Annotated in this window: 26 protein-coding genes and 1 pseudogene; 22 read left to right on the top strand and 5 right to left on the bottom strand. The window is 39.7% G+C overall.

The annotated features are described in order from the left end of the window. The 5 genes and pseudogenes from EP737_RS19545 to EP737_RS19565 form a co-directional block, all read left to right on the top strand. Positions 1-294 (top strand): annotated as a pseudogene (locus EP737_RS19545) (carbohydrate ABC transporter permease); the annotation flags it as partial. Between the two features lie 226 nt (positions 295-520). After that, a complete protein-coding gene (locus EP737_RS19550; protein WP_129730100.1) occupies positions 521-3,442 on the top strand; it encodes an alpha-L-rhamnosidase in 2,922 nt (973 codons plus the stop codon). An 85-nt stretch (positions 3,443-3,527) separates the two neighbouring features. Next, entirely contained in the window at positions 3,528-3,827 is a 300-nt protein-coding gene (locus EP737_RS19555; RefSeq protein ID WP_129730102.1) for a Dabb family protein, read from the top strand. A 394-nt stretch (positions 3,828-4,221) separates the two neighbouring features. After that, positions 4,222-4,758: a hypothetical protein gene (locus EP737_RS19560; protein WP_246040316.1), complete on the top strand. Its 537-nt coding sequence runs from the start codon at positions 4,222-4,224 to the stop codon at positions 4,756-4,758. 35 nt (positions 4,759-4,793) lie between these two features. Beyond that, on the top strand, positions 4,794-5,015 hold the full coding sequence (locus tag EP737_RS19565) for a helix-turn-helix domain-containing protein (protein WP_129730106.1): 222 nt from the start codon (positions 4,794-4,796) through the stop codon (positions 5,013-5,015). A gap of 148 nt (positions 5,016-5,163) precedes the next feature. Here EP737_RS19565 and EP737_RS19570 read toward each other — a convergent pair whose 3' ends face one another. Then, positions 5,164-5,814, bottom strand: a complete 651-nt coding sequence (locus tag EP737_RS19570) for a PspA/IM30 family protein (protein WP_129730108.1) — start codon at positions 5,812-5,814, stop codon at positions 5,164-5,166. Between the two features lies 1 nt (position 5,815). Continuing rightward, a complete protein-coding gene (locus EP737_RS19575) occupies positions 5,816-6,340 on the bottom strand; it encodes a hypothetical protein (protein ID WP_129730109.1) in 525 nt (174 codons plus the stop codon). A gap of 425 nt (positions 6,341-6,765) precedes the next feature. Between EP737_RS19575 and EP737_RS19580 the strand changes: the two genes are divergently transcribed. The 17 genes from EP737_RS19580 (at position 6,766) to EP737_RS25750 (ending at position 20,659) form a co-directional block, all read left to right on the top strand. Beyond that, positions 6,766-7,419, top strand: a complete 654-nt coding sequence (locus EP737_RS19580; RefSeq protein ID WP_129730111.1) for a histidine phosphatase family protein — start codon at positions 6,766-6,768, stop codon at positions 7,417-7,419. 186 nt (positions 7,420-7,605) lie between these two features. Beyond that, complete coding sequence (locus EP737_RS26620) at positions 7,606-7,740, top strand: hypothetical protein (protein ID WP_281278910.1); 135 nt, start codon at positions 7,606-7,608, stop codon at positions 7,738-7,740. 289 nt (positions 7,741-8,029) lie between these two features. After that, the gene (locus EP737_RS19585) at positions 8,030-8,452 is read left to right on the top strand and encodes a GlcG/HbpS family heme-binding protein (protein ID WP_129730113.1); all 423 of its coding nucleotides are present in this window, start codon (positions 8,030-8,032) and stop codon (positions 8,450-8,452) included. Positions 8,453-8,998: 546 nt separating this feature from the next. Continuing rightward, positions 8,999-9,634: a GntR family transcriptional regulator gene (locus EP737_RS19590; protein WP_281278911.1), complete on the top strand. Its 636-nt coding sequence runs from the start codon at positions 8,999-9,001 to the stop codon at positions 9,632-9,634. Positions 9,635-9,668: 34 nt separating this feature from the next. Beyond that, on the top strand, positions 9,669-10,817 hold the full coding sequence (locus EP737_RS19595) for an LLM class flavin-dependent oxidoreductase (RefSeq protein ID WP_129730117.1): 1,149 nt from the start codon (positions 9,669-9,671) through the stop codon (positions 10,815-10,817). Positions 10,818-10,831: 14 nt separating this feature from the next. Beyond that, positions 10,832-11,413 carry an amino acid synthesis family protein gene (locus tag EP737_RS19600; protein ID WP_129730119.1) on the top strand — a complete coding sequence of 194 codons (582 nt, stop codon included), beginning with the start codon at positions 10,832-10,834 and terminating at the stop codon, positions 11,411-11,413. Next, a complete protein-coding gene (locus EP737_RS19605) occupies positions 11,413-12,225 on the top strand; it encodes an alpha/beta fold hydrolase (protein ID WP_129730164.1) in 813 nt (270 codons plus the stop codon). Before EP737_RS19600 ends, EP737_RS19605 begins: the two co-directional genes overlap by 1 nt. After that, positions 12,222-13,706, top strand: coding sequence for an aldehyde dehydrogenase (locus EP737_RS19610; protein WP_129730121.1), 1,485 nt, complete (start codon positions 12,222-12,224; stop codon positions 13,704-13,706). The genes EP737_RS19605 and EP737_RS19610 overlap by 4 nt, the downstream gene beginning before the upstream one ends. Positions 13,707-13,720: 14 nt before the next feature. Beyond that, positions 13,721-14,254, top strand: coding sequence for an NADPH-dependent FMN reductase (locus EP737_RS19615; RefSeq protein WP_129730123.1), 534 nt, complete (start codon positions 13,721-13,723; stop codon positions 14,252-14,254). Positions 14,255-14,280: 26 nt separating this feature from the next. Beyond that, positions 14,281-15,300, top strand: coding sequence for a 3,4-dihydroxy-2-butanone-4-phosphate synthase (locus EP737_RS19620; RefSeq protein ID WP_165350866.1), 1,020 nt, complete (start codon positions 14,281-14,283; stop codon positions 15,298-15,300). Further along, a complete protein-coding gene (locus EP737_RS19625; protein ID WP_129730127.1) occupies positions 15,297-15,587 on the top strand; it encodes a hypothetical protein in 291 nt (96 codons plus the stop codon). The genes EP737_RS19620 and EP737_RS19625 overlap by 4 nt, the downstream gene beginning before the upstream one ends. 59 nt (positions 15,588-15,646) lie before the next feature. Next, positions 15,647-17,068, top strand: a complete 1,422-nt coding sequence (locus EP737_RS19630; protein WP_129730129.1) for an aldehyde dehydrogenase family protein — start codon at positions 15,647-15,649, stop codon at positions 17,066-17,068. Positions 17,069-17,094: 26 nt separating this feature from the next. After that, positions 17,095-17,358 carry a YciI family protein gene (locus EP737_RS19635; protein ID WP_129730131.1) on the top strand — a complete coding sequence of 88 codons (264 nt, stop codon included), beginning with the start codon at positions 17,095-17,097 and terminating at the stop codon, positions 17,356-17,358. Positions 17,359-17,996: 638 nt separating this feature from the next. After that, entirely contained in the window at positions 17,997-19,373 is a 1,377-nt protein-coding gene (locus tag EP737_RS19640; RefSeq protein ID WP_129730133.1) for a purine-cytosine permease family protein, read from the top strand. 283 nt (positions 19,374-19,656) lie between these two features. Continuing rightward, positions 19,657-20,043, top strand: coding sequence for a 4-carboxymuconolactone decarboxylase (gene pcaC / locus EP737_RS19645; protein ID WP_129730135.1), 387 nt, complete (start codon positions 19,657-19,659; stop codon positions 20,041-20,043). Next, positions 20,018-20,242 carry a hypothetical protein gene (locus EP737_RS19650; protein WP_129730137.1) on the top strand — a complete coding sequence of 75 codons (225 nt, stop codon included), beginning with the start codon at positions 20,018-20,020 and terminating at the stop codon, positions 20,240-20,242. Before pcaC ends, EP737_RS19650 begins: the two co-directional genes overlap by 26 nt. A gap of 264 nt (positions 20,243-20,506) precedes the next feature. Next, positions 20,507-20,659 carry a ribbon-helix-helix domain-containing protein gene (locus EP737_RS25750; protein WP_165350867.1) on the top strand — a complete coding sequence of 51 codons (153 nt, stop codon included), beginning with the start codon at positions 20,507-20,509 and terminating at the stop codon, positions 20,657-20,659. Positions 20,660-20,743: 84 nt separating this feature from the next. Here the strand turns inward: EP737_RS25750 and EP737_RS19655 are convergent, their stop codons facing one another. The 3 genes from EP737_RS19655 to EP737_RS19665 are packed head-to-tail and all read right to left on the bottom strand — an operon-like array spanning position 20,744 to position 23,537. Continuing rightward, positions 20,744-21,700 (bottom strand): PDR/VanB family oxidoreductase, encoded by a 957-nt coding sequence (locus EP737_RS19655; protein ID WP_129730139.1) that lies wholly within the window; start codon positions 21,698-21,700, stop codon positions 20,744-20,746. A gap of 35 nt (positions 21,701-21,735) precedes the next feature. Next, positions 21,736-22,539 carry a dimethylamine monooxygenase subunit DmmA family protein gene (locus EP737_RS19660; RefSeq protein WP_129730141.1) on the bottom strand — a complete coding sequence of 268 codons (804 nt, stop codon included), beginning with the start codon at positions 22,537-22,539 and terminating at the stop codon, positions 21,736-21,738. After that, positions 22,536-23,537, bottom strand: a complete 1,002-nt coding sequence (locus EP737_RS19665) for a heme-dependent oxidative N-demethylase family protein (RefSeq protein ID WP_129730143.1) — start codon at positions 23,535-23,537, stop codon at positions 22,536-22,538. Before EP737_RS19665 ends, EP737_RS19660 begins: the two co-directional genes overlap by 4 nt. Positions 23,538-23,886: the final 349 nt, after the last annotated feature.

The following is a 23,886-nucleotide window of genomic DNA, read 5'->3' on the forward strand; positions in this document are numbered from 1 at the left end:
AGATTCCGCTTGTTTTTCGCCATCATTTTACCGTTGTTAAAACCAGTTTCCGCAACAGTTATCGTATTGACTGCCGTAGGAATTTACAATGATTTTGTAAACCCGCTGTATTTCTATCCAGGTGCCAAAAATGCAACCATTCAGCTTACGTTGTATAACTTCTCAAGCATGTACAATACGCAGTGGAACCTGTTATTTACAAATATCGTGTTAATCTCGCTTCCGCCACTCATTCTATTTATCTTCTTCAACAAGAAAATCGTGGCAGGTATGACAGCGGGATCTGTGAAGTAAAAGGATAAGCATGGAGAGTTTCATAACCTATAGATCTCTCTATCCTCCTTTTAGTTAAAAGACGCAGCAATATTAACTGAAATAACTGATGAAGAGATTTCCTACTTACCTCGTTAGATAAATATTTCTTACATTCAGATTAGGAACGGCAAATGCAGCCGATACAACGAACGCCTTCCTAGCTACCTATTTATCATTCTAAGTAAAGAAAAGGGGAGAAACACAGATGACTAATTTACAAGTAATTGATGTAACATGTGAGTATAGAAAAAACCCGCTTGGAATTGATGTGAAACAGCCGCGTATAAGCTGGCGTATTCAGTCAGATACTCGCGGCACGATGCAGATCGCTTATCGGTATCAGGTTGCTTTAACGGAAGATGGTTTTGAACAGCCGCTATGGGATACGGATTATACAAAATCTGATCAATCGATCCATATTGTATATAACGGTCCTGAGCTTGCATCAGGGACGCGCTATTATTATCGAGTAAAGGTATGGGACAACTTTGGCCATGAGTCAGAGTGGAGCGACGTTTCCTGGTGGGAAACTGCATTGTTTGAGGAGAGCGAGTGGAAGGCAGAGTGGATTACGCCGAATCCGGCAGAATTAGCTCCACTCACGAAGCCTATCTTTTTGCTGCGGAAGCAGTTTGAACTGAAGGAGAATATTGCTTCTGCTCGTGTTTATGCGACAGGTGTTGGTCTCTATGAATTGTACGTAAACGGAGAGCGTGTGGGAGATGAATTGCTTGCGCCAGGCTGGACGAGCTACAGTAAGCGGATTCAATACCAAACATATGACGTAACCGCCCAGCTTTGCGGTAATGCGAATGTGATTGGTGTTATGCTGGCAGATGGCTGGTACAAGGGAGATTTAACGTGGGAAGATAAGCGTCATCTTTACGGAGATAAGCGTGCTGTATTGCTGCAAATGCATGTTCGTTACACAGACGGTACAGAAGAAGTTGTTGTAACAGACACGACATGGAAGGCAGCTACAGGACCTATTTTATATTCCGAGTTGTATCACGGGGAAACATATGATGCTAGACTTGAGAAAGACGGCTGGAGCAACGCGGATTTCAATGATGCAGATTGGCAAAGTACAGTTATTTCGCAGTTATCGATTGGCAAATTAGTAGCACAAGAGAATAGTCCAACTCGTGTAACGGAAACAATCCATCCAGTTTCTGTGTTTGTGACACCTGACGGGGATACTGTGCTTGATATGGGCCAAAACATGGTTGGCCGTATTCGAATGACAGTAAATGCACCAGAAGGAACGAAGATTGTACTGCGTCATGCCGAGGTGCTTGATAAGGAAGGCAATATTTATTTTGGAAACCTTCGAAGTGCCAAGCAAACTGTTGAATACATTACGAAGGGTGAAGGTGTAGAAACGTACGCACCGCATTTCACATTCCAAGGCTTCCGCTATGTAAAGGTCGAGGGATATCCAGGTCAAGAGGACGGATTGTCGCTTGAGCATTTTGTCGGTGAAGTCATCCACTCAGACATGCAGCCAATCGGTGAATTTGAGTGCTCTGATCCAATGGTGAATCAATTGCAGCGTAATATTGTTTGGGGACAAAGAGGGAACTTTGTGGATGTACCGACGGATTGTCCGCAGCGTGACGAGCGTCTTGGCTGGACAGGCGATGCGCAAGTCTTTATCCGTACAGCACTCTTTAACTACCAAGGCGGACAGTTTTTTACAAAATGGCTTCGTGATTTAGAAGCAGATCAGCTTCCAAATGGGGGGGTTCCGTTTGTCGTTCCAAATGTAATCAACGGTGATTCCTCTGCAGCCTGGGGCGATGCCGCTGTAATTTGCCCATGGACTGTGTACTTATGCTATGGGGATACGCGATTGCTGGAAGAGCAATACGGCAGCATGAAGGCATGGGTTGAGTACATTCGCGCGCAAGGGGATAATGAATATGCTTGGAACACTGGCTTCCACTTCGGTGACTGGCTTGGCCTTGATTCAAAGGAGGACAGCTACTTCGGTGCCACACCAAATGAGCTGGTTGCGACTGCTTACTATGCATATTCCACACAGCTTCTTCGCGATGCAGCACGCGTGCTAGGTAAAACTGAGGATGCTGCGATGTACGGAGAGCTTCTTGAGAAGATTAAGCAATATTTTGCAGACGAGTTTTTAACACCATTAGGCCGTTTGGCTGTTTCGACGCAGACAGCGCATGTACTTGCGCTTATGTTTGACCTCGTTGATGGAAAAAGAAAAGAACGCGTTGCTCATGACTTAAATGAACTTGTTCTAGAAAATGACTATCACTTAACAACTGGCTTTGTTGGTACGCCATACTTATGCTTTGCGTTATCTAATAATGGTTATCATGAAACGGCAGTGAAACTGCTACTGCAAGATACGTATCCATCTTGGCTATATTCTGTCACAAAAGGGGCAACGACAATTTGGGAGCATTGGGATGGAATTAAGCCGGATGGCTCATTCTGGAGCGATGATATGAACTCATACAATCACTACGCGTACGGAGCGATTGGGGATTGGATGTACCGTGTGATCGCTGGATTAGATATGGATGAAACAGTGCCGGCTTATAAACGAATCCGCATTCAGCCAACAATCGGAGGCAGAGAATTGACACACGTACGCGCTGCCCATGATTCTATGTATGGAAAAATTACTTCTGCTTGGAATATCACGCATGAGGAAGTAACGGTTGAGGTTGAAATTCCTGCAAATACAACGGCAGAAATTCTACTGCCGAATGCAGATTTGCAGGATGTGAAGGAAGGCAGTGCCACATTAACTGCGCTAGAAGGTGTAGCTAGTCTACAGGAAACAGAAGCGGGCGTAAGCTTTGTCATCGGTTCGGGATCTTATCGCTTTGTATATCCAAACAAACGAGGACTTAACCCAGTCTTTTCTCGTGATACAAAAGTGATTGACTTGCTTGCAGTAGAAAAGACAGCAACGGTGCTAGAGGCACATTTCCCAGGTATCTCTAATCCGCATGGCGTTCTTGCTTCTTTAAGAACACAGTCGCTTCAGAAATTAATCGAACATCCAATGTCACATTCTACAGAGGATAAGTTAGATGCAGTGCTGAAAGAGCTAAATGCTCTTGAGTGGGAATTAGAAACTGTAGAGAAATAAAAAATATCTATTAGAAAAAGTCAGCTCATGCTGGCTTTTTCGCCTACAGAAATTTGTTATTCAATGATAGAGAAGGAGAAAGAAAATGTACGAGCATATTGTTGTGTTTAGATTTAATGAAAATATCACGGCTGAAAAAGAACAGGATCTTCTTAATCAGCTTAAAGCATTTAAAGGGAGAATTCCCGGAATTGTAGAGCTTACTGCAGGTATTAATACGACAGGGGAAATTGAAGCAAAACAAGGATATACCCTGGGATTACGTATTACGTTTGAGGATAAGCAAGCGCTTGATAATTATTTGCCGCATCCAATTCATCAGGAGTTTATCTCTTCATTAAATGGAGTGATAGATAATATTGTTGTAATGGATTATGAGATTTAAGATTTTGGTCCTGATGAAGAACTTGAGCTAAGCAAAGCAAGACTGCAAACAGATTTTGCAGTCTTTTCATTCTCTAATTCTCGTGTTGTGACGCTTGCTACAAATTCGGCAGGTGATAAGAGCCAGAAAGGAGCCAAATATACAGTGCATTTTACAACAGGCCGAATGCTTACAGTGTTCGGCTTATTGTATGTACGTTAAGAGAAGAGGAAAAACCTCTAGAATAAGGTGATAAGCCCCTATGTATCTTTCTTGGCAAATCAGGACAATAAAAAGACGATTTAAGTTATTCTTTTTGTTGCTTGTTTCCCTTATCCTACAACTATAAGGAAACGTTTTCGGAATAAAGGATGGTACTCTACAACTAGCTAAGCATTGTTTATCATAACTAAAAATGGAGATGTTTGGTAATGGGAAGAAGCTTATCAATGGAAGGGAAAGAGCTATGAAGAAGCTATTAGACGCAAAGGTAATTCATACTGCATACGGCTTGGAAGTATATTTAGATTCAGTAAAAAGTATTGAAATAAAAGAAGTTCATATTCCAACTATAGATAGTCCATTTTATGAGGCCAAGTTTGGGATTAAATATTTTCTTTTAAGAAAAGAAAATAATTGTAATAGTCAAAGAAATTATTTCTATATTCGCATGAATCCGGATTTCAGTTCAATTGTATTAAAAGAGACTGAAACAGAAAGTTTATTTGCGGTTAAAAATGATGATGAGAGAAAAGCAACAAAGAAGCTTCTAGGAGAATGGTTTGTTAAAACCAATAATTATAAAGAATGCATCAATGAATTCATAACAGAAGTGGGAAAAGAAGATACCTCACATACAGCGGAAACTATAAAGTTTTTAGAAAAATTACTTGAAGTAACAACCGAAGATATTGAACTGGCTTCTGTAGAAAAACCAGCTACTTGTAAGTAACCTTAAATAACCTTTGCAGGAGAGGGAGATTACTAGTGATAGAGGAAAAGATTGTAGTGTATCTTCCAAACGGTCTTCAGGCGCGAATAGCCAAAGAATTTGTGCATAAGGCAGCAGCTTTATATCTTTCCAACTCTGAGTTGCCTATACCTGATATTGCAGAAGAGGTTGGTTACTCTAGCTTGTCTTTCTTCTATAAAAAGTTTAATGAAATCTTCTTTCAAACACCGAAAGAATATAGGGATGATAAGCACTGAGATAAAGCTAGAAATTTATACTTTACTAGAGTGCAAAAAAATCCCTCCTTAATTTAGGAGGGATTTCACTGTTCTATATTCAATAAAAGGGGGGAAGGTATGCTTGAAAAAAATTCTATCCTCTTTAGACAGCTTGTCTGCCGATCATTTAAGCTTTCGCTGCTTTTAATTGTTCCAATTGCAGCTCTACCTCAGGCTGCAAAAGGGTGTTTACGCTAGGCTGCCTGTGAGCGGCAAAAGCCTGACTGGCTTTTGCTTCTGCTTCTAAAGCCAGGATGCGATCTTCCATTCGGGCAAAGCCGCGCATTGCATTGTCTGTGCTAAAGGAATGGATTGCTGCTTGGATGGCCTTTACAGCCTTTGCTGTATTCGCCCTTGCAATGAGCTCCTGCTGCTTCAGCTTCAGTTCTTCATACTTGTCCTTCAGCTCTTTTACTTTTTCAGACAGGTTCGCAGTTTGTGCTTGGATGGTCTCCTGTTGCTGCTTGTACGATGCAAGCTTTTGCTCCTGCACAATTTTCTCCTGCAATGCTAATTTAGCAATTTCGTCCTGATTTCGGTCCATAGCTAGATTTACCTGTCTGACACGCTTTTCAATAATTGCCTGCGTTTCTTCCACAAGCATTTCATACTTTTTCTCCAAGAACAGCTGATCAGAGAATGCCTTCTGTGCTCTTGCAAGCTGCTCCTCCATTCCGCGCAGATATTGTCCCACCATGCTAATTGGATCTTCTGCCTTATCAAGTACATCATGAATATCAGCAAGTACAATCTGTTTCATACGTTTAAAAATACCCATCTTATTTCTCCTCCTTATGGGTCTTATGTTCCCATTCATCTAAATAATCAAGTTTTTGTGAATCTAAGCTAGCGAATCCTGCTCCTTCTGTTTGTACATAGCCTGCAGAAGAAGCATTGTCATTGCGACTGATTTTATACGCAAAGTAAGCTGCTACAAGGATTACTGGCAGAATCAGTACTGTTGGCAATATGAGAGCAGCTCCCAAAGCCATTAGTGCGATTCCAATCCATTTGCGGATACGATTGCCGGCTGCCAGCTTCCAAATGACCCAACCAGCTACGAAAAGCCCTGCCTCTAGAAGGATATTCATTCCCCATAAGCCATGCAGATGTCCATGTCCACGGAATCCTTCATCCCCGCGGAATTGTCCGCCTTGGGAGAATCCATTACCTTGGAATGGCTGCATACTTTGCGAATGAAAACCAGTTCCTCCAAAGACATTAAAATGTTGAAATGCGAGGGGCGCAATCACAAATACCGCTGCTGTAATAAACGCCCACATGAGCCATTTTCCTTTTTTCATCATTATCACTTCCTTTTCGATAAGCTACCTTGTCTACACTTTGTATAATAGGAGAGAAAAAAGAAAGTATAGTGAAATTGTAAAAATCAAATTAAATTTATAATCATTTTTTTCTAAGCTGGGTGCAGCTCTAAATTATCCACAACAACGATAAAGATGGACTTTATACCTTCAGCATAACTGTCTTAAAAGAAACGTGGCGTTACATTTTTGTCACGAATGACTTTCGTTGTTACATGAAACTAAATATTCTCCGCTTATATACTGGTTCCCTAAACTGAATTACTATATTTTTATAGTTTTTCATACGCGAGAAAGAGACGGCTAGGCTTATAAGAATACAAATGCCTGCTGCTTAACGAGAGAAAGGCACTGTTCGGTTAGTTGCTAAAGGATACAAAATAATTAAGGTGGAGGATGATAACATGGATTATACAATGAACTTATATGTAGTTAGACATGGTGAAACGTACTTAAATCGATATAACAAGATGCAAGGGTGGGCTGATAGTCCATTAACTGAAGAAGGAAAAGTTATTGCAATCGAAGCCGGGAAAGGATTGGCGAATGTTCAGTTTGACCGTGTGTATACCAGTGATTCAGGAAGAACAGTTGAAACAGCTGAATTAATCCTCCAACAAAATAATTACAGCAATAGCCTAGCAATCAATAAAAGAAAAGCATTTCGAGAAGTTTTTTTTGGCAGCTTTGAGGGAGAACATTCTGAGGTCGCTTGGAATAAGGTAGCCCAAGACAATGGCTATCATACATTTAATGAAATGTTTCGAAACCATAGCATAGAAGGAATAATGAATTTCATGAAGGAATCAGATCCACTTCATCATGCTGAAAATCATCGTGAACTCTGGGAACGGCTTGAAAAAGGGTTAAATGAAATTGTATCTGAAAGTCAAAGTAATAGTGAAAACATATTACTTGTGACTCATGGCGTTATCATAAGAAACATCATTAGTAAATTTTCTGATGAGTATAATAATGAACTGGAAATTAAAAATTCTAGCGTATCGATATTAAAATATTCAAGTGATATGTTCAAAGTTATTTCTTTTAATCAATAGAGACTAGGCATATGTTCAGAGAAGTTTGTTTTGGTTAAATAAGCCTTATCTAACATAAAGCTGCCTTATGATGCAGAGGAGTTATCAAAGAAGCGCTGATAGTGGCGTGTGCCTTTATAAGTATCTAGAAAAAGTTTTTATTTAAAAAAAGCTGGAGGGACAAACTAGTTTTGAAAGGAGGAAATTATGGAAAAGAATAAAAAAGTACCGGTAAATTTAAGTTATGAATCAGATGGAAAAATAGGCAAAAAGAACAATAAGGTAAAGGCTAACAGAAGAGATCAGGCTGAATTCTTTAATACTACACAAAACAGTGAATAAAAATAAAAACCTGCTTACAATTCAATGTAAGCAGGTTTTTAATATTTAAAAATTTGTTGGGAATAAGATTTATGGGTTATATTAACTGAATTTTTGTTAGGAATACTAACATATTATAGTAAATTTGTTTAGGTTAGTTTCGTTTTTTACAATAAAATAAGCTAAAGAAACGATTATTCTTAAGAGGAAGAAGAGGTAAGGGAAAACTAAAAAATTAGTAATGCTTAATTTTTAATTGAGGATTAGGAACTTTTTGTAATAGAGAAATTTATAAAAAAGGGGAGTAAACATGGGAAAAATAACCTTAGATGTAGCAAAGAAATTAATTGAGGGAGCAGAAAATGAAGCAAAGCAGTTAGGAGTAGCGATGGTTATTAGTATTGTGGATGAAGGAGGAAATCTCATTGCAACACATCGCATGGATGATGCATGGCTTGCAAGTATTGAGATTGCGGTAAATAAGGCATGGACATCCGTTGCTTTGAAAATGTCAACAGAGAATTTGGCATCAGCTACTGTACCACAGGCAGAGCTTTATGGATTAAACACAACAAATAATGGGAGACTAGTGGTGTTCGGGGGAGGAATTCCGCTTATTAAAGCTGGAAAAGTGATTGGTGCTGTTGGTGTAAGCGGAAGTACTGTTCCTCACGATATCCAAGTGGCACAAGCAGCTGTTGAAGTATTTACGGGGCTAAAAAGCTTAGTTTAATCCTTTGTAAATAATGAGCTTGAAAGTCAACAAAGTGTATATTTCCTCTAGTTCTAAATAAAGAAATAATAGTATGTAATGATTCTCGAGTATTGCCTAGTGCCATATAATCATAAGGTCATCTATGAGTGAATAATGGTACTTATAGATGATTTTTTAACACTGTAAGAAAGTGTAAATTTCTAGCCAGGAGACAATTTATGGGTGGGAGATTTAGCTTACGTATAAAAAATATAGTAGAAAATCTTACGAGAGAGTAGAACTATCTAAATCATTTCTGTTAAAAATTAGATATACTCGTTGAAACATTTACTAGCATAAGTTACTTACATATCCTTAACAGATATAAATTTTTAGGAATTAAGCTATCCGATATTTTTATTTTTCAGAAATTATTGACAAATGGTTACGCTTTCAATTATATTTTATTTACAGACAACTTGCATGGTACATGGTACATGTTACATGCAAGTTGTGATAGTAGAAATGGGAATGAGGTGATTGTAATTGAATCTTTCGGTTGCAACAGAGAGTATTCATACGCAAGTGACTAATATCTTGCGTAAAGCTATTGTTTCAGGAGAACTAGATATGGGCCAAAAAATTTCTGAAACGACACTTGCTCAACAGCTAAATGTAAGTCGAACTCCAGTCCGCGAAGCATTGAAGCAGTTAGAGCGAGAAGGGTTGGTTGAAATTGTTCCTAGGGTAGGAACCTGCGTTAGGAAGCCGACTGAAAAAGAAATCATCGAGCTATTTACGCTAAAAGAAGTGCTCGAAGGACTTGCTGCCAGTCAATTGGCCCAAAGAGGAGATGTGCCAGAGCTTCATGAACTGATCCGAGCGATGGAACATATGGAGAAGTCGGTAAAAGAGGGAAATCTAGACGGCTATGTGGAAGCCAATGATTGTTTTCATGAGGCGATTTTAAAAGGAGCTGGAAATAGTAAACTACAGTTCCATTATGATTTATTAATTAATCAGCTGCCTTATAGACGATTTGTATATTTAACTCTTGAACAACCTGATCGTCTAGGGAAATCAGTGGAAGAACATCGGAGAATTGTAGAGGCAATAAAAGCGCAAGACAGCCAGCTGTCTGAACAACTCATGAGAGAGCACGTGAGAAAAAGCGGTGCGAAGCTTACAGAAATCATCAAAGATGAGTTATTAAAAAAATAAGACTATCACTATTAAAGAGGGGCAGGGAGATCAAATGAAATTTGGTATGTTTGCAAACTTGGCTGGACCAGGAAGACATGAGGAATTTTCTAAGGCTCTTGAAGAAGCTAGAGAACAAGCTGTTTATTGTGATGAAGCAGGCTTTGATTCGATTTGGTATACCGAGCACCACTTTGGTCATGAAGGGTATGAATTGATTCCCAATCCAGTTTTAATGGGAGCAGATATCGCAGCTAGAACAAAGCAGATCCGTATCGGTCAAGCGGCGAACATCATTACTTTTTGGCATCCACTTCGCTTAGCGGAAGATATAGCATTATTGGACCAATTAAGCGGTGGACGTGTTGAAGTAGGGATTGGACGAGGGCTTTACGGAAGGGAAGCAATGAACCTTAATCAACTGGCTGACCCGCGAGACCAAGAACAAAACCGAGCGTTATTTGAAGAAACTTATGAAATTTTACTAAAAGCCTGGTCTGAGCGTTTCTTTTCTCATAAGGGACAATTTTATAACTTCCCTGCACCCGGACTAAAATGGAACCACCCATTAAGCCCACAAACTGACGACTACATGGATATGGAAACAGGTGAAATTGCCAAAATGTCAATTATGCCTACAACCTATCAACGACCGCATCCTCCTATCTGGCAAGTAATTGACACACCTAGATCTATTAAATGGGCAGCAGAGCATCAAGTTAACGGGATTTTCTGGATGCCGACAGTAAAAGAATTAAAGAAACGTTTTGAGTTGTATCGTGAAACTCTCTCCGAGGCAAAAGGAGCACCTGCAGAGTTAGGTGAAGGGCTTGCTCTTGTTAGAGATTGTTATGTAGCAGAGACAATGGAAGAAGCAAGACGAGATGCTGAGGAGGCAGTATTACACACATATCGTTGGATTTGCCACTGGCGTGGCCTGGGCAACATGATGGACCCTGGCGAGGAATTAAAACCAGGTACTGAACTTAGTTATGATTTCTTGCATTCTCGCAATCTCCTGTTTGGAACACCGGATTATGTGGCAGAAAAAATTCAAGAATTAAAAGAAGAGCTGAATTTAAAGGAATTATTACTTTGGACAAATCATGGCAGCTTATCGCACGAAAAAATTATGCGCAGTACGAAATTATTCGCGGAAGAAGTTATGCCTAAATTTAAAAATAAGCTTTCATTACATGTATAAGGAGGAACTAATTTATGTTAGAAGTTCGCAAAGTGTATACAGTAGTTGAGGAAACAAAAATGGAGGGTGGAAAAGAGGTAACACCGCCAATCTTAAATATTGCTGCTCTAGCTGTAGTTCGCAATCCATGGCACGGTCGTGAATATGTAGAAGATTTAAAACCAAAAATTTTAGAATATGCGCCTCCATTAGGGGAATTACTTGTCAGCAAGCTGTTTGAAGTAATCGGTTCTTCTGACGAAGTGGAAGCGTTCGGTAAGGCAGCCTTAGTAGGAGTGGATGGTGAATTAGAACATGCTTCAGCTTTAATCCACACTTTTCGATTCGGTAATAAGTTTCGTGATGCAGTAGAAGGGACAAGTATTTTATCCTTTACGAATAAACGTGGGGGTCCGGGAGCCTATGTTACCATCCCGATGGTTCATAAGACGGATGAGTCCAAACGTTCCCATTTCATTACCTTCGAAGTGAATATACCTGATGCACCACGTGCGGATGAAATTGTCGTAGCGATTGGTGCTGCTACAGGAGGACGTCCACACCCAAGAATCGGCGATCGCCATCAGGATATGATAGAAATGGGACTGAAGTCGTGATGAAACACCCGTTAATTGATAATCAATCCATTCATTACATAGAGAAAGGACAAGGAGCTCCTATCATATTCATTCATGGTGTCGGATTGGATCTAAACATCTGGAGCAATCAAGTCCAAGCTCTGTCTTCGGAATACCGAGTTATTTGTTACGACATGCTGGGGCACGGTAAATCTGCCTGCCCCCCTGGGCCTTATACTTTAGAACAATTTGTTAAACAACTAGATGAGCTGTTTTCGAATTTAAGCCTTTCGCAGGCCCATTTGGTTGGCTTCTCCATGGGTGGCCTGGTTGCTCAAGCCTACGCTATTCGCTATCCAGAGAAGGTCTGCTCTTTGACCATCATGAGCTCGGTTGCCAAGCGATCCGAGGGGCAGCGTCAAGGTGTGCTTGCGCGGGTAAAGGAAGTAGAAAAGCAGGGACACAAAGCAACTATTACCGCAGCCATCCAGCGTTGGTTTAACAAGCCTTTTATGGAGAAGCATCCCGAGGTAGTCGCTCAGATCCAGCAACGGTTGGAAAACAATCAACCGAATGCTTACTTATCAGCCTACCGTGTGTTCGCTACAGCGGATGAAGAATTATATGAACAATTGGCACAGATACAGTGCCCGACTCTCATTGTTACAGGAGAACTGGATCAAGGGTCGACATCTGAGATGGCCGAACTGATGGCTAAACAAATTCCTCACTCAGAGGTAGTTATCTTTCCAGGCATCAAACACATGCTACCTATTGAAGCAGCTGAGTCGCTGAATCAACTCCTACTATCCCAATTAGAAAAGTACAATAAAAAGGAGATGACAAAATGACGGAGCTAACAAAATACCAAATGTATATCAACGGTGAATGGGTCGAATCGAGCAGCGGCGAGTACTTTATGAGTTATAATCCAGCAACGGGAGAACCTTGGTGCCAGGTTGCCAAAGGAACATCAGAGGATGTAGAACGAGCGGTAAAGGCTGCACACCGTGCTTTTGAAAACTCCAAATGGACTTCTATGACCTATTCACAACGTGGAAAATTGCTAAGACGCTTAGGAGATTTAATTGCAGAACGTTTTGATCACTTAGCGACCTATGAGACGCTAGATAACGGGAAATTAATTCGTGAAATGCGAGGGCAACTGCAATATCTCCCGGAATTTTACTACTACTATGCTGGACTGGCTGATAAGATTCATGGGGAAACTCTTCCCATCGATAAGAAAGATATGTTTGTTTTTACTTCCCGAGAGCCATTGGGCGTTGTAGCGGCCATTACACCTTGGAATTCACCGCTTTATCTTACTACGTTAAAACTAGCGCCGGCATTAGCGGCAGGCAATACAATCGTAATCAAACCTTCTGAAGTCACATCTGCATCTTTACTAGAATTAATGCCATTAATAGAAGAGGCGGGATTTCCACCAGGAGTAGTGAATGTTGTAACTGGATTTGGTGATCCTGTTGGGAATGCATTAACAAGCCACCCGCTTGTTAGACGAATTGCTTTTACCGGAGGATCGGAATCGGCTCGTCATGTAATTCATAACTCAGCTCAGCATTTCGCCAAGGTGACGTTAGAGCTTGGTGGGAAATCACCAAATATTGTGTTTGATGATGCAGATCTAGACAGCGCTGCAATGGGGATTATTGCAGGAATCTTTGGAGCTTCCGGACAAAGCTGTGTAGCCGGTTCCCGAGCGTTCCTCCATAAAAATATCTATGATCAGGTCATCGATCGGGTTATTACCCGCACATCTAGCATTGTCATTGGCGATCCGATGGTACCGGAAACAGAAATGGGCCCTCTGGCTACCGAATCGCAATTGAAGAGAATGGAGCACTACGTTCGTGCTGGAAAAGAGCAAGGCGCCAACCTCATTTATGGAGGAAAACGACCAACACATTTAAAGAAGGGTTGGTATTTTGAACCAACAATTTTTGAACATACCAATAACCAAATTCGAATCGCCCAGGAAGAAATCTTTGGCCCGGTGTTGACGGTCATTCCATTTGAAACGGAAGAAGAAGTAATTGGTTTGGCGAACAATACCAACTATGGATTGGCTGCAGGAATTTGGACAAACAATCTTGCAAGGGCTCACCAAGTCGCCAAAGCAGTACGGGCCGGTATTGTCTGGGTTAATACCTATAGGAGTATATCGCCAATTGCATCCATTGGAGGATCACACTGGAGCGGCTATGGGCGGGAAGGCGGATTTGAGTCTATTCATGAGTATACCCAAAGCAAAGTCGTTTGGATGAATACTTCATCTGAACCAATGCCTGATCCATTCGTTATGAGATAAAGGAGAGATTGAATATGAAGCTATTAGGAATTTCAGGAACTATAACAGGATCGAAAACGAAGATTGTCGTTCAAAAGGTGCTAGAGGAGGTGAAGCGATATTATCCAGAAATTGAGGTAGAATTGCTGGATATGAAAGAGTACGATGTTCAGTTTTGCGACGGACGTAACCCGTCTTCCTACAATGAGGATACAAAAAAGGTCATTGATATTGTTTCTTCGGCTGACTTCTATATTATCGGAACACCGATATTCCAAGGATCTATCACTGGGGTGCTCAAGAATTTATTTGATTTAATCCAGCCGCAAGCTTTTCGTAACAAGGTAATGGGATTTGTTGCGACAGGAGGGACTTACCAGCATTATCTGGTTATTGAAAATCAATTAAAACCAATTGCAGGGTACTTTAGAGCTTTTGTCGCTCCCGGCTATGTGTACGCTCATAATGACCATTTTAATCAACAGAATGAGTTGGTTGATAGTGAGGTAGTAAACAGAGTGGAGAGCTTGGCTAAAGAAGTAGTCTATATGCAGAAGGCGTTAAAATAGAGTTCGATATGGGGAGGAGAAAGGCCATGATCGCCAGTGTGATTGAACGTGGAATAGGCAGAATGAAAGATGGGGAACTAATTATTCTTTTAGATGATATTAACACTGGAACGGGAACTTTAGTAGGGGCCGCACAGCATGTCACTCCAAATCTGGTGAATTTCATGACCAAGATTGGAAAAGGCTTAATTTCGGTATGTCTGACAGAAGAAAATGCGAAGAGACTAGATCTTTTGTTCATGGTTGATCGTTCCCTAAACCTTAAAACGAAACCATTTACAGTTTCTGTGGACCATCGAACCAATACGACAGGGATCTCTGCTTACGAAAGGGCGGATACGATTAGAGCCTTCACTTATGAGGATGTCCAACCAGAGGACTTCCGAAAACCTGGGCATATTTTCCCGCTGGCAGGTAAAGAAAATGGACTATTGCAGCGAGTGGATATTGTCGAAGCGGTGATTGATTTGACTAAAATGGCTTCATTGGCACCAGTAGGCTACATCTGCGACATCTTAAACCAGAAGGGTGAAATGGCCTCCGAATTGGAAATCGAAACGATGTCTGAAGAGTATGGATTACCTATTTTAAAAATGAGTGAGATGATGGAAGTGAGGAGAAATGACGTGCTATGCACGTTTACTGGTAAAGTCATTAGCGGAAATCAGATTGGTCGGCAAATAGGCTTTCCTACCGCTAATCTCCGTATTAATGAGGATGAGGTTCAGTTGTCAAATGGAGTATATGGTGTGAAGGTTACCTACAACGAAAGACTATTCACTGGGATTATGAATGTGGGGATTAGACCTACCATCAGTGAAGAAGCAATGGTTCATTATGAAGTACATATCTTTGACTTCGATGAAATGATTTATGATGAAGTTCTTCAAATTGAGGCTTGCTTTTTCGTAAGAGAGGAAATTTCCTTTTTCAATCTGGATCAATTGATTTTGCAAATTAAGAATGATGTTGAACTTGTTAAAAGTCGATTGCATGCTGGGGAAAAAGCAAAGGAGACAGCTCTTTTAATTGGAGGAATAGCATGAAAACAGTTTTAGAGAACAGTATTCATTTACCTGATTTAACGTTTGTTGATTTGTGTGAATCTAATTATGGGATTAATAGAGGAGTCTACAATACAATTGATGCTTGGTTTTATAAGCATGGATTAAAAGATATATTGGATCGACGTCGGAATATTTTATCGTTTCTTGAGTTTATAAAACCGAAATCAGACTTAGGAAGGAACTTTCGGCAGAGGTTTGGACCTGGCGGTTTAGCTCTAAAATTACAGGAATATTGTTCAAATCATTACCTGAAAACAGGAACCTGATAAGTGGATTCTAGATGCAGCTGATTATAATTGACGGATGAAAGGCAGATGAAGAATTCGTGAGGAAAAAATTATTAATCAATGGTGAATGGTTGGAAACTGAAAAGTATAGTCCTTTGCTTTCTCCCTACTCTGGAGAGGTGATCGCTGAAATTCCTGTTGCCATGGAAAAAGAAACAGATGAGGCGATTGAGGCAGCCTATCGGGCTCGAGGCGAGATGGCAAAAATGCCGGCACATCAGAAGGCGAATATTTTAGAAACGTTGGCTAGATTGTTAGAGGAAAGAGCAGAGGAAGCGGCGCAAATCATTGCGCTAGAAGCCGCAAAGCCAATTACAACAGCTAAAGCGGAGGTTTCTCGTACAGTTGAAACTTATAAGTTCGCAGCAGAAGAAGCAAAGCGAATTCATGGCGAAACACTCCCATTGGATGCTGCCTATGGCGGAGAAGGAAGGGTCGCCTATACTGTTCGAGAGCCAATTGGAGTGGTGGGAGCTATTACTCCTTTCAATTTTCCTATGAATCTAGTAGCTCATAAGCTAGGCCCAGCTATTGCATCCGGAAATACAATTATATTGAAGCCAGCTTCACAAACTCCTCTATCCGCCTTCTTTATCGCTGAGCTGTTGCAGGAGGCTGGTTTACCAAATGGAGCGTTGAACGTGGTTACCGGAGGCGGCAGGATAGTTGGCGACAGGATTGTGAGCGATGAAAGAGTAAACATGATAACCTTTACCGGCAGTCCGGCTGTAGGAATTGGAATCCGTAATAAAGCTGGATTGAAACGTGTGACCTTAGAGCTTGGATCGAATGCTGGGGTGATCATCGACAAGGGAGTTGACGTCGACAAGATTATTTCTCGATGTGTGACGGGAGCTTTTTCTAATCAAGGCCAAGTTTGTATTTCATTACAACGTGTGTATGCTCATGAGGAAATCTATGATCAATTTGTTGAAAAATTTATCGAAGCAACAAACAAATTAAAGCTAGGTAATCCGCTTGATCCAGAAACAGATGTATCTGCTTTGATTTCGCCGAACGATGTACAAAGAACGCTTAATTGGATTGAGGAAGCAAAACAAGGTGGAGCGAACGTTGCGACAGGCGGAAGGGCAGAAGGTAATATTCTTTACCCGACCGTCATTTTAGATGCTGATCCTTCCTTAAAGGTATCCTGTCAGGAGGTTTTCGCACCGATTGTTTTAATTAATAAGGTCAAATCGGTTGAAGAAGCTTTTGAATTAGTTAACGATTCACGCTACGGTCTGCAAGCCGGAATTTATACAGAGAATGTGCATACGGCTTTAAATGCAGCGGAGAAATTACATGTAGGCGGCGTTATGATTAATGATATTCCGACCTTCCGCGTTGATCATATGCCTTATGGCGGAGTAAAGGAAAGTGGTTTTGGACGGGAAGGACTGAAGTATGCTATTGAAGAAATGACTGAATTAAAGCTTATTGTCTGGAATCGAAATTAATCATTATTCCATGGGAGGTTTAGAAAATGCCTTATTATGCGGCCATCCTACATATGGTGGATGAGGAAAAAAATCAGAAAGTCCTCCCGTATCATATTGAATATTTAGATCGATTAGATCAGCAAGGCAAAATCTTTAGCAGAGGCCCTTTTTTAGACGGTTCAGGCGGGATGGTAGTCTATATTGCTGGCACGTTGGAAGAAGCGCGGCATATGGCAGAAAATGATCCTCATGTTGTAAATGGGGTGCGGCGTTTAGAACTGAAAGAATGGCAGGTCTGGAAACCTTAAATGGAAAGAGGGCAATTTTCTTGGGGGGATTCCATTTCTGCATACAGTTTTTAAACGTATTATCACCATTATTCTCAGGCAGTAAAACAGCCGAACATATCATGTCATACTTAGTAAACGAGCAGCCAAGCCTCTTGACTGGCAATTGATTTTTGTTAAAGGAGGCTTCCGATGCTACGAATGATTGCAACACAAAAAGGTATGGAATGATTTTGTTAATTCCGTAAATGTATCATGCTTCATCCTTCACTGGAGTGTATGCAATGAAACATAGTGTAAAAAATTGTTTCATTAAGGTGCAGGTTATTATTGCTTAGAAAGCAGATAACTAAATAGGAGCGGCATCATCCCTTTTGGAGTGCCAGTAGCGTTCCTCTTGCATTAAACAGACCATACTATGTGACCTTTACGGGCTCAAGGGAGTAACAATATTTATATCAATTAAATTCTGATATTTCTGAATATTTTACGTCTCTTAAATACAACGTGAATATGTATATTAGTTGAAATCATGTAGTTTGAGATGCTTTGTGAGCAAGGAAAGTCTATCGATTTGCTTAGTTAGGTTATCCTATTTAAGCTTATGTACCTATGCATAAAACACTTCGACATTATTATTCTGTGAGGGGGAGTAGCTAGTGAAAGTTGAAACGCGTAGCATCGAATATGTTCCGGCAGAAGAGAGACATGGTAAAGCTCGTGATTTATTCCCTATTTGGTTTGGGGCAAACATGCATATCACAACGCTTGTAACAGGGGCACTACCAATTAGCTTAGGGCTTAATTTATTTTGGAGTGTTGCTGCTATTATTGTCGGTACCCTACTAGGCGCCATTTTTATGGCCTCCCATTCCGCCCAGGGGCCTAAACTTGGAATTCCGCAAATGATTCAGAGTCGGGCACAATTCGGGGTAATTGGCGCAATTTTCCCATTGTTTCTTGTTATGTTTGTTTATTTGGGATTTTTTGCAAGCAGTGGTTTGCTTGCAGCGCAAACGCTAAGTAGTTTAGTACCGATTGATCAAACGTGGAGTATCCTAATTTTAAATATTCTTTGTTTTGTTGTTACTATTTTTGGACATGACCTGATTCATAAAATGCAGAAAGTATTGTCATGGTCTTCATTTTTCATTTATCTAGCGGCAACCTATATTATCTTCCAATTACCCATTTCAGCAGGAAGCTGGTCGCCGGGTAGCTTAGATTGGCCGGTTTTTTTGTTAGCGGTCAGTATAGTAGCGACATGGCAATTAGCATATGCTCCGTATGTTGCAGATTATTCTCGCTATCTTCCCATTACTACATCAACAGCTCAAACATTTTGGTATAGCTACGCAGGTACATTTATTGGAACTGTTTGGATGATGACGTTAGGAGCAACCTTAACTATTGCGGTTCCGAATTTCCTTGATCATTCAGGAGGTAATTTGGCTCATTTATTTGGGGGATTTGCCATCATCATGTACCTCATTATTATCTTTGGGCAGCTTGCCATTAACGTATTTAATCTATACGGTGCATTTATGTCAACTATTACAACTATAGAACCATTCTGGAAGCTAAAGGTTACACCAAAAGTTCGAATAGGAATGATCTTCGGTGTCACAGTAGCAGGGACTATATTATGTCTGTTAGGAAAAAGTGATTTTCTCACGTTTTTCTTAAACTTTATCTTTTTTATTAGTTACTTTTTGATTCCTTGGACCTCTATCAATCTTGTTGATTATTATGTGTTACGCCATGGTAACTATAATGTAAAAGATATTTTTGATGTGAACGGTCAGTATGGAAAAATAAATTGGATTACATGTATAGCGTTTGTTGTATCAATTATTGCAGAAATTCCGTTTATCAACACGTCGTTCTACGTAGGACCTGTAGCAAAAGCGTTTGAAGGGGCGGACATTGCCTGGTTAGTTGGGATAGTTGTCCCTGCTGTTTTATACTACTTCCCAATGAAACGGAAGTTAAGCAAAGCTGAATATATGAACGAAAAGCAAGAGACAGTTATATAAAAAAGGTAAAAGAGCGCTAATGGGGAAAACTCTATTCAATTTGAGCGTATTGACACTACCCCTTCAATGGATATGTAATCAGCATAAAAAAGAATTTATTCGATGATTTGCTGAAATCATCATCAAAGAGGTGCGTTTGTATGGTAAAGGCCATTCAGAAGGAACTATCATTAATTCTCATTTAAGCACATTCAGGAACATGCCAGCAGCCAATTGCTTTTTCAAAAAGCCTTGGCTGTTGTTCATTGCTCCGTGAAAAACAATATGGAAGGGGTTTGGAACGATGGATCAAAAAAAATTTAATGAGGGACTTGAAGTTCGCAGAGAAGTCTTAGGTGCTGAGTATGTTGATCATTCAATTAATAATGCAACGGATTTTAGTCGCCCGATGCAGGAATTAGTGACGGAATACTGTTGGGGTGAGATTTGGACGAAAACGGAACTCCCAAGGAAGACCCGCAGTATGATCAATCTTGCTATGATGACGGCGCTAAATCGTCCACATGAGCTTAAACTGCATGTGCGTGGAGCAATCAATAATGGCGTAACTATTGAGGAAATCAGAGAAGTCCTTTTACAATGTGCGATTTACTGTGGTGTGCCCGCGGCGATCGACAGCTTTAGGGTAGCACAGGAAGTCTTAAATGAAATGGATAAAAACGGAAATTGAATTGTGGAAAAGCAGGGTTATTTCTTGGAGGAGTTTTATTATGTGGGTAATCACTGTGTATTCAAAAGAAAATACTACACTGTTTGAATTTGATACAGAGGAAGAAGCGAGAAATGCTTTCAAGGAAATGATAGGAAATAAAATTCTTTCCGAAATTGTTTACTTTAATGATCCTTGTGTCACAAAAGTTACTGTTTAAGGTCTATAGACCAAAAAAACTAAGATTGTAACGTAAGCATCAGTTTATCACTAGCAAAATACTATCAGGATTTAGCAGTTATTTGTAGTCAGTTTGTTGTTTTGTACTAGGATTCCTTTGTGGAAGGTTACATTAACTCAGTAACACCAAAGTCCCAATAGGGTAAACTTTATTGGGGCTTTGGTGCTTTCATGGGGTTTGTACATCGTTAGGATATATAGCCAGTTATCATGCCTTACTTTCAGACACATGGAGGATTAAACAATGAAACAATTCATAAATATGCGTTATCCAGTCGAACTATTAAAACGTATTGATGATTTTAAGGAAAAGAGCGATTTTACAACTCGTACACAAGCTATTATTTATCTTATTCAATTCTCACTTAAGAAATTGGAAAAACCAGGTGTAAAATAGTTGTTGAGAAGCTCTCAAACGCCAAAAGAAGTCATGAATAGACTTTGGATCAGGATGTAAAAATTAAATTCAATTTATATAGCATTATAGATCTAAAACAAGGCAACCAGTTTTGGCTCTTGAAACACATGTTAACATGACATTATCTGCTTTTTTCTCGGTATCAGAAAGAAAGAAGTCCCTATGATCAATCTCTCCTGCTATTACACCGATTTGGCAGCTTCCACAGCCACCAATTTTACAAGAATAAGGTGCTTGGATGTTGTGTTTTAAAAGAGTTTCTAGCAGGCTGCTTTCTGCTGGGACATCAAGCACTTGATTACTTTTATTTAGCTTTACTGAGAAAGCTTGTGTTGGACCAAACTGAGGAGGAGTAAAGAGCTCAAAGTGGATACTTTTTTCGGGATAGCCGTATGCCTTTGCAGCCTCGGCATATTCCCTCATCATGTCTTCAGAACCGCAAAAATAGACATGTGTCCCAATCGATTGATTTTCCAGTAAATCCGTTGTCATTTTTCGGTGTTCACTTGAAAAATAGAAGCGAGTTTCGTCTGGGTGAGTAGAGCTAAGAAAATCATAGAAGGCGCATAACTCCTTTGAAGGAGCGGCATAATGTAATTCAAATGATTTTCCTTTCCTTTTTAGGTCTGACGCCATTGCCAGAAAAGGAGTGATTCCGATACCGGCAGCAAAAAACACATGATGCTTCGCTCTAAAGCTAAGCGGAAAATGGTTTTTGGGATAGCTGATATCAAGTTTATCTCCTACCCTTATATTATTATGCCAATAAATAGATCCACCCCTTGACTGGTCAATGAGGCGGATGGCAATTTGATAGTAATCTTTTGTATTAGGCTCGCCTGTTAGTGAATAGTGGCGCTCAATTGGCCCTTGTTCAGTCTGTACATATGTCGTAATATGGGATCCCCCACTAAAGTGCGGTAATGAAGAACCGTTCGTTGTTACCAGCTTAAAACTTTTAACTGCTGGGGATTCACGTTTAATTTCTTCTACAACAACTTCAATTGTACGAGTATTCATTTAGTTCCCTCCACTTTTCTATAATTTCTCGATCTTTAGACAAGCTTGATATAACCAAGATATGCATCAAGCCTTCTTGAAAAGTGAGTAGAAACATCGAGAGTTGTGTTACAGTGTTCACATGCTATTTCATATTCGTTTTGCTTTCTATTTAAGCGATAACACTTTACACAAAAGACATTCTCATGTTTCCTTCCTATCCCTTTATATTGAATTTCTTCGTCAGTAAAACCTGCAGTGTACGCTATTTTTTTAATCTCACTAATCATCGGCCAAGTACCAGAAATAAAAAGTCTAGTACCTATTAATTGTTCATCAAGAATAGGAAGCAGTTCCTGATAAGAATAAGTCGAGATGAACTTAATACAATTTGGCAGGAGGTTTTGAACATAGCTCATCATCTCCTCCTGCTTCTGTTCTGTTTTTACATAAAGATATATTTCTATCTTTTTGAAGAGCAGGAAATGGATAATAGCCAAGCTTTCAAAAATAGCTAGTTCATCCATAAGGAACAATACTTTTCTAGCATTCGATTGCAGCTCGAAAAATGAATAATCTAAGGCCTCCAACTCAATAAGTCGATTTTGAAGATCCTCTACTAATTGCAAACAGTTAACTTCTTTAGCTGTTGAAGTATTAAAGAGGAGACGATATTCTCCTTTATCCTTGCAAGTTTCAGCATAATGAATGGGAACAGGAAGAGCATGGTTCTGGGATTTAATTTGCTTAATTGTACCAATTGAGTGCGGGAATTTTCCGGATAGTACTTTGATATCTACCGCATAAACATCTCCGAATAGCCGCTCTCCATAAACAAAACGACATGTAATAGTACTCACTTTAGTACACCCTCTTTGTTCTTTATAATTTTTTCTAAATAACTAGTAATCTGATGTTTATAAGAAATAAAGCCCTTATATTGAGCGATATAATCAGGTAAATCATTTAATACTTGGTAAAATTGGTTTATCCACTCTTGTTTTTTCCTTAGTTCATCAAGGGAAATCAAATGGGTGTGAATACTAAATAAAATACCGTTGCTGCGCGGAAGACGGAATAATCTTTGATCCTCTACTCTCAAGTGAATTAGTTCTCCAGCATTATCAGGAGTGATTTTTTCCTTTTTTACCCCCCAATCATCGAATGTTTCCGGAAATGTATCAAGAATCGGTTCCGCTGTTAATGTCCAATTCAAACGTGTCCACGGTTTTCCTGATTCCATCTGTAAAAGAAAGTTACGTACTTTTTCAGCTAAGCCACTGGTTGAAAAATGAGGAACGGGCGCGTGGAATTCTGTATAGGTCATGCCAAGATTAAAGGCAATCGACCAGTTAGCTGGAAAACATAGCTGTCCCGCATCCATATACAGATCTTTATCTCTTTGGGCAATATAGATTAAATCCTCCTGAAGATGACGGCCGATGAAATCTAATGGTTCATAAGGCAAAGTTGAAGAATTACCAAAAGTAAAGGACTGCTCCTCTTGTAATAAATAATTATAAAATGTCCATTGGGGACCACTTTTCTTTACACTAAAGTAATTTGGATATAATAAAGTTACCTCATTTATAATCATCTCTAAAATCTCCCACTGTGCTTCAAGGGAATGTGAGAGTGATTGGTAGCAGTGTTCCTTCCTAGATTCTAATAACTTTCGTTTATGTTTAATTTCCTCAACATACTCGGGAGTAATATTTGATAAAAAAGGCGGCTCAAGTACTTCAGCATTATTAGAATAGCGATATGAATTCCCTTTAAAAGGAAATGGAAAACGGTCTATTATCGGTATGTTAGGTATTTTGTTCTGATTTTCTAAAGCAGCATCTTTTTGCTTCATATTTTTCTCCTCCTGAATATGGATTATTAAAGAAAGCTTTAGTCTGTCTAGAAGAAATACTACAGGCATTCTATACGTAAAAAAGATTGATAGCATTGTTCTTGCTTCATCTTTAATAGTTCTCTTTCTTGTTGAATTTTTTCACTGGATTCGGATGTAATTTTAAGTGGAAATGGAGAGCAGTCTATTATTGGTTCATTTGTACGTCCTTCTTTAGTAATGAAGATAAGCTTATTTTCCCTCACTATTTTTCTCCTCCTGAAAACTAGGATCCTACATCAAATTTTGCACATATGTAGAGATTCTAGAAAGATTCCATAGATGTAATCTATGAAATCCTTCTAGTTTT

Source organism: Ectobacillus funiculus (assembly GCF_004138295.1).
Taxonomy (GTDB): Bacteria; Bacillota; Bacilli; order Bacillales; family Bacillaceae_G; genus Ectobacillus; species Ectobacillus funiculus.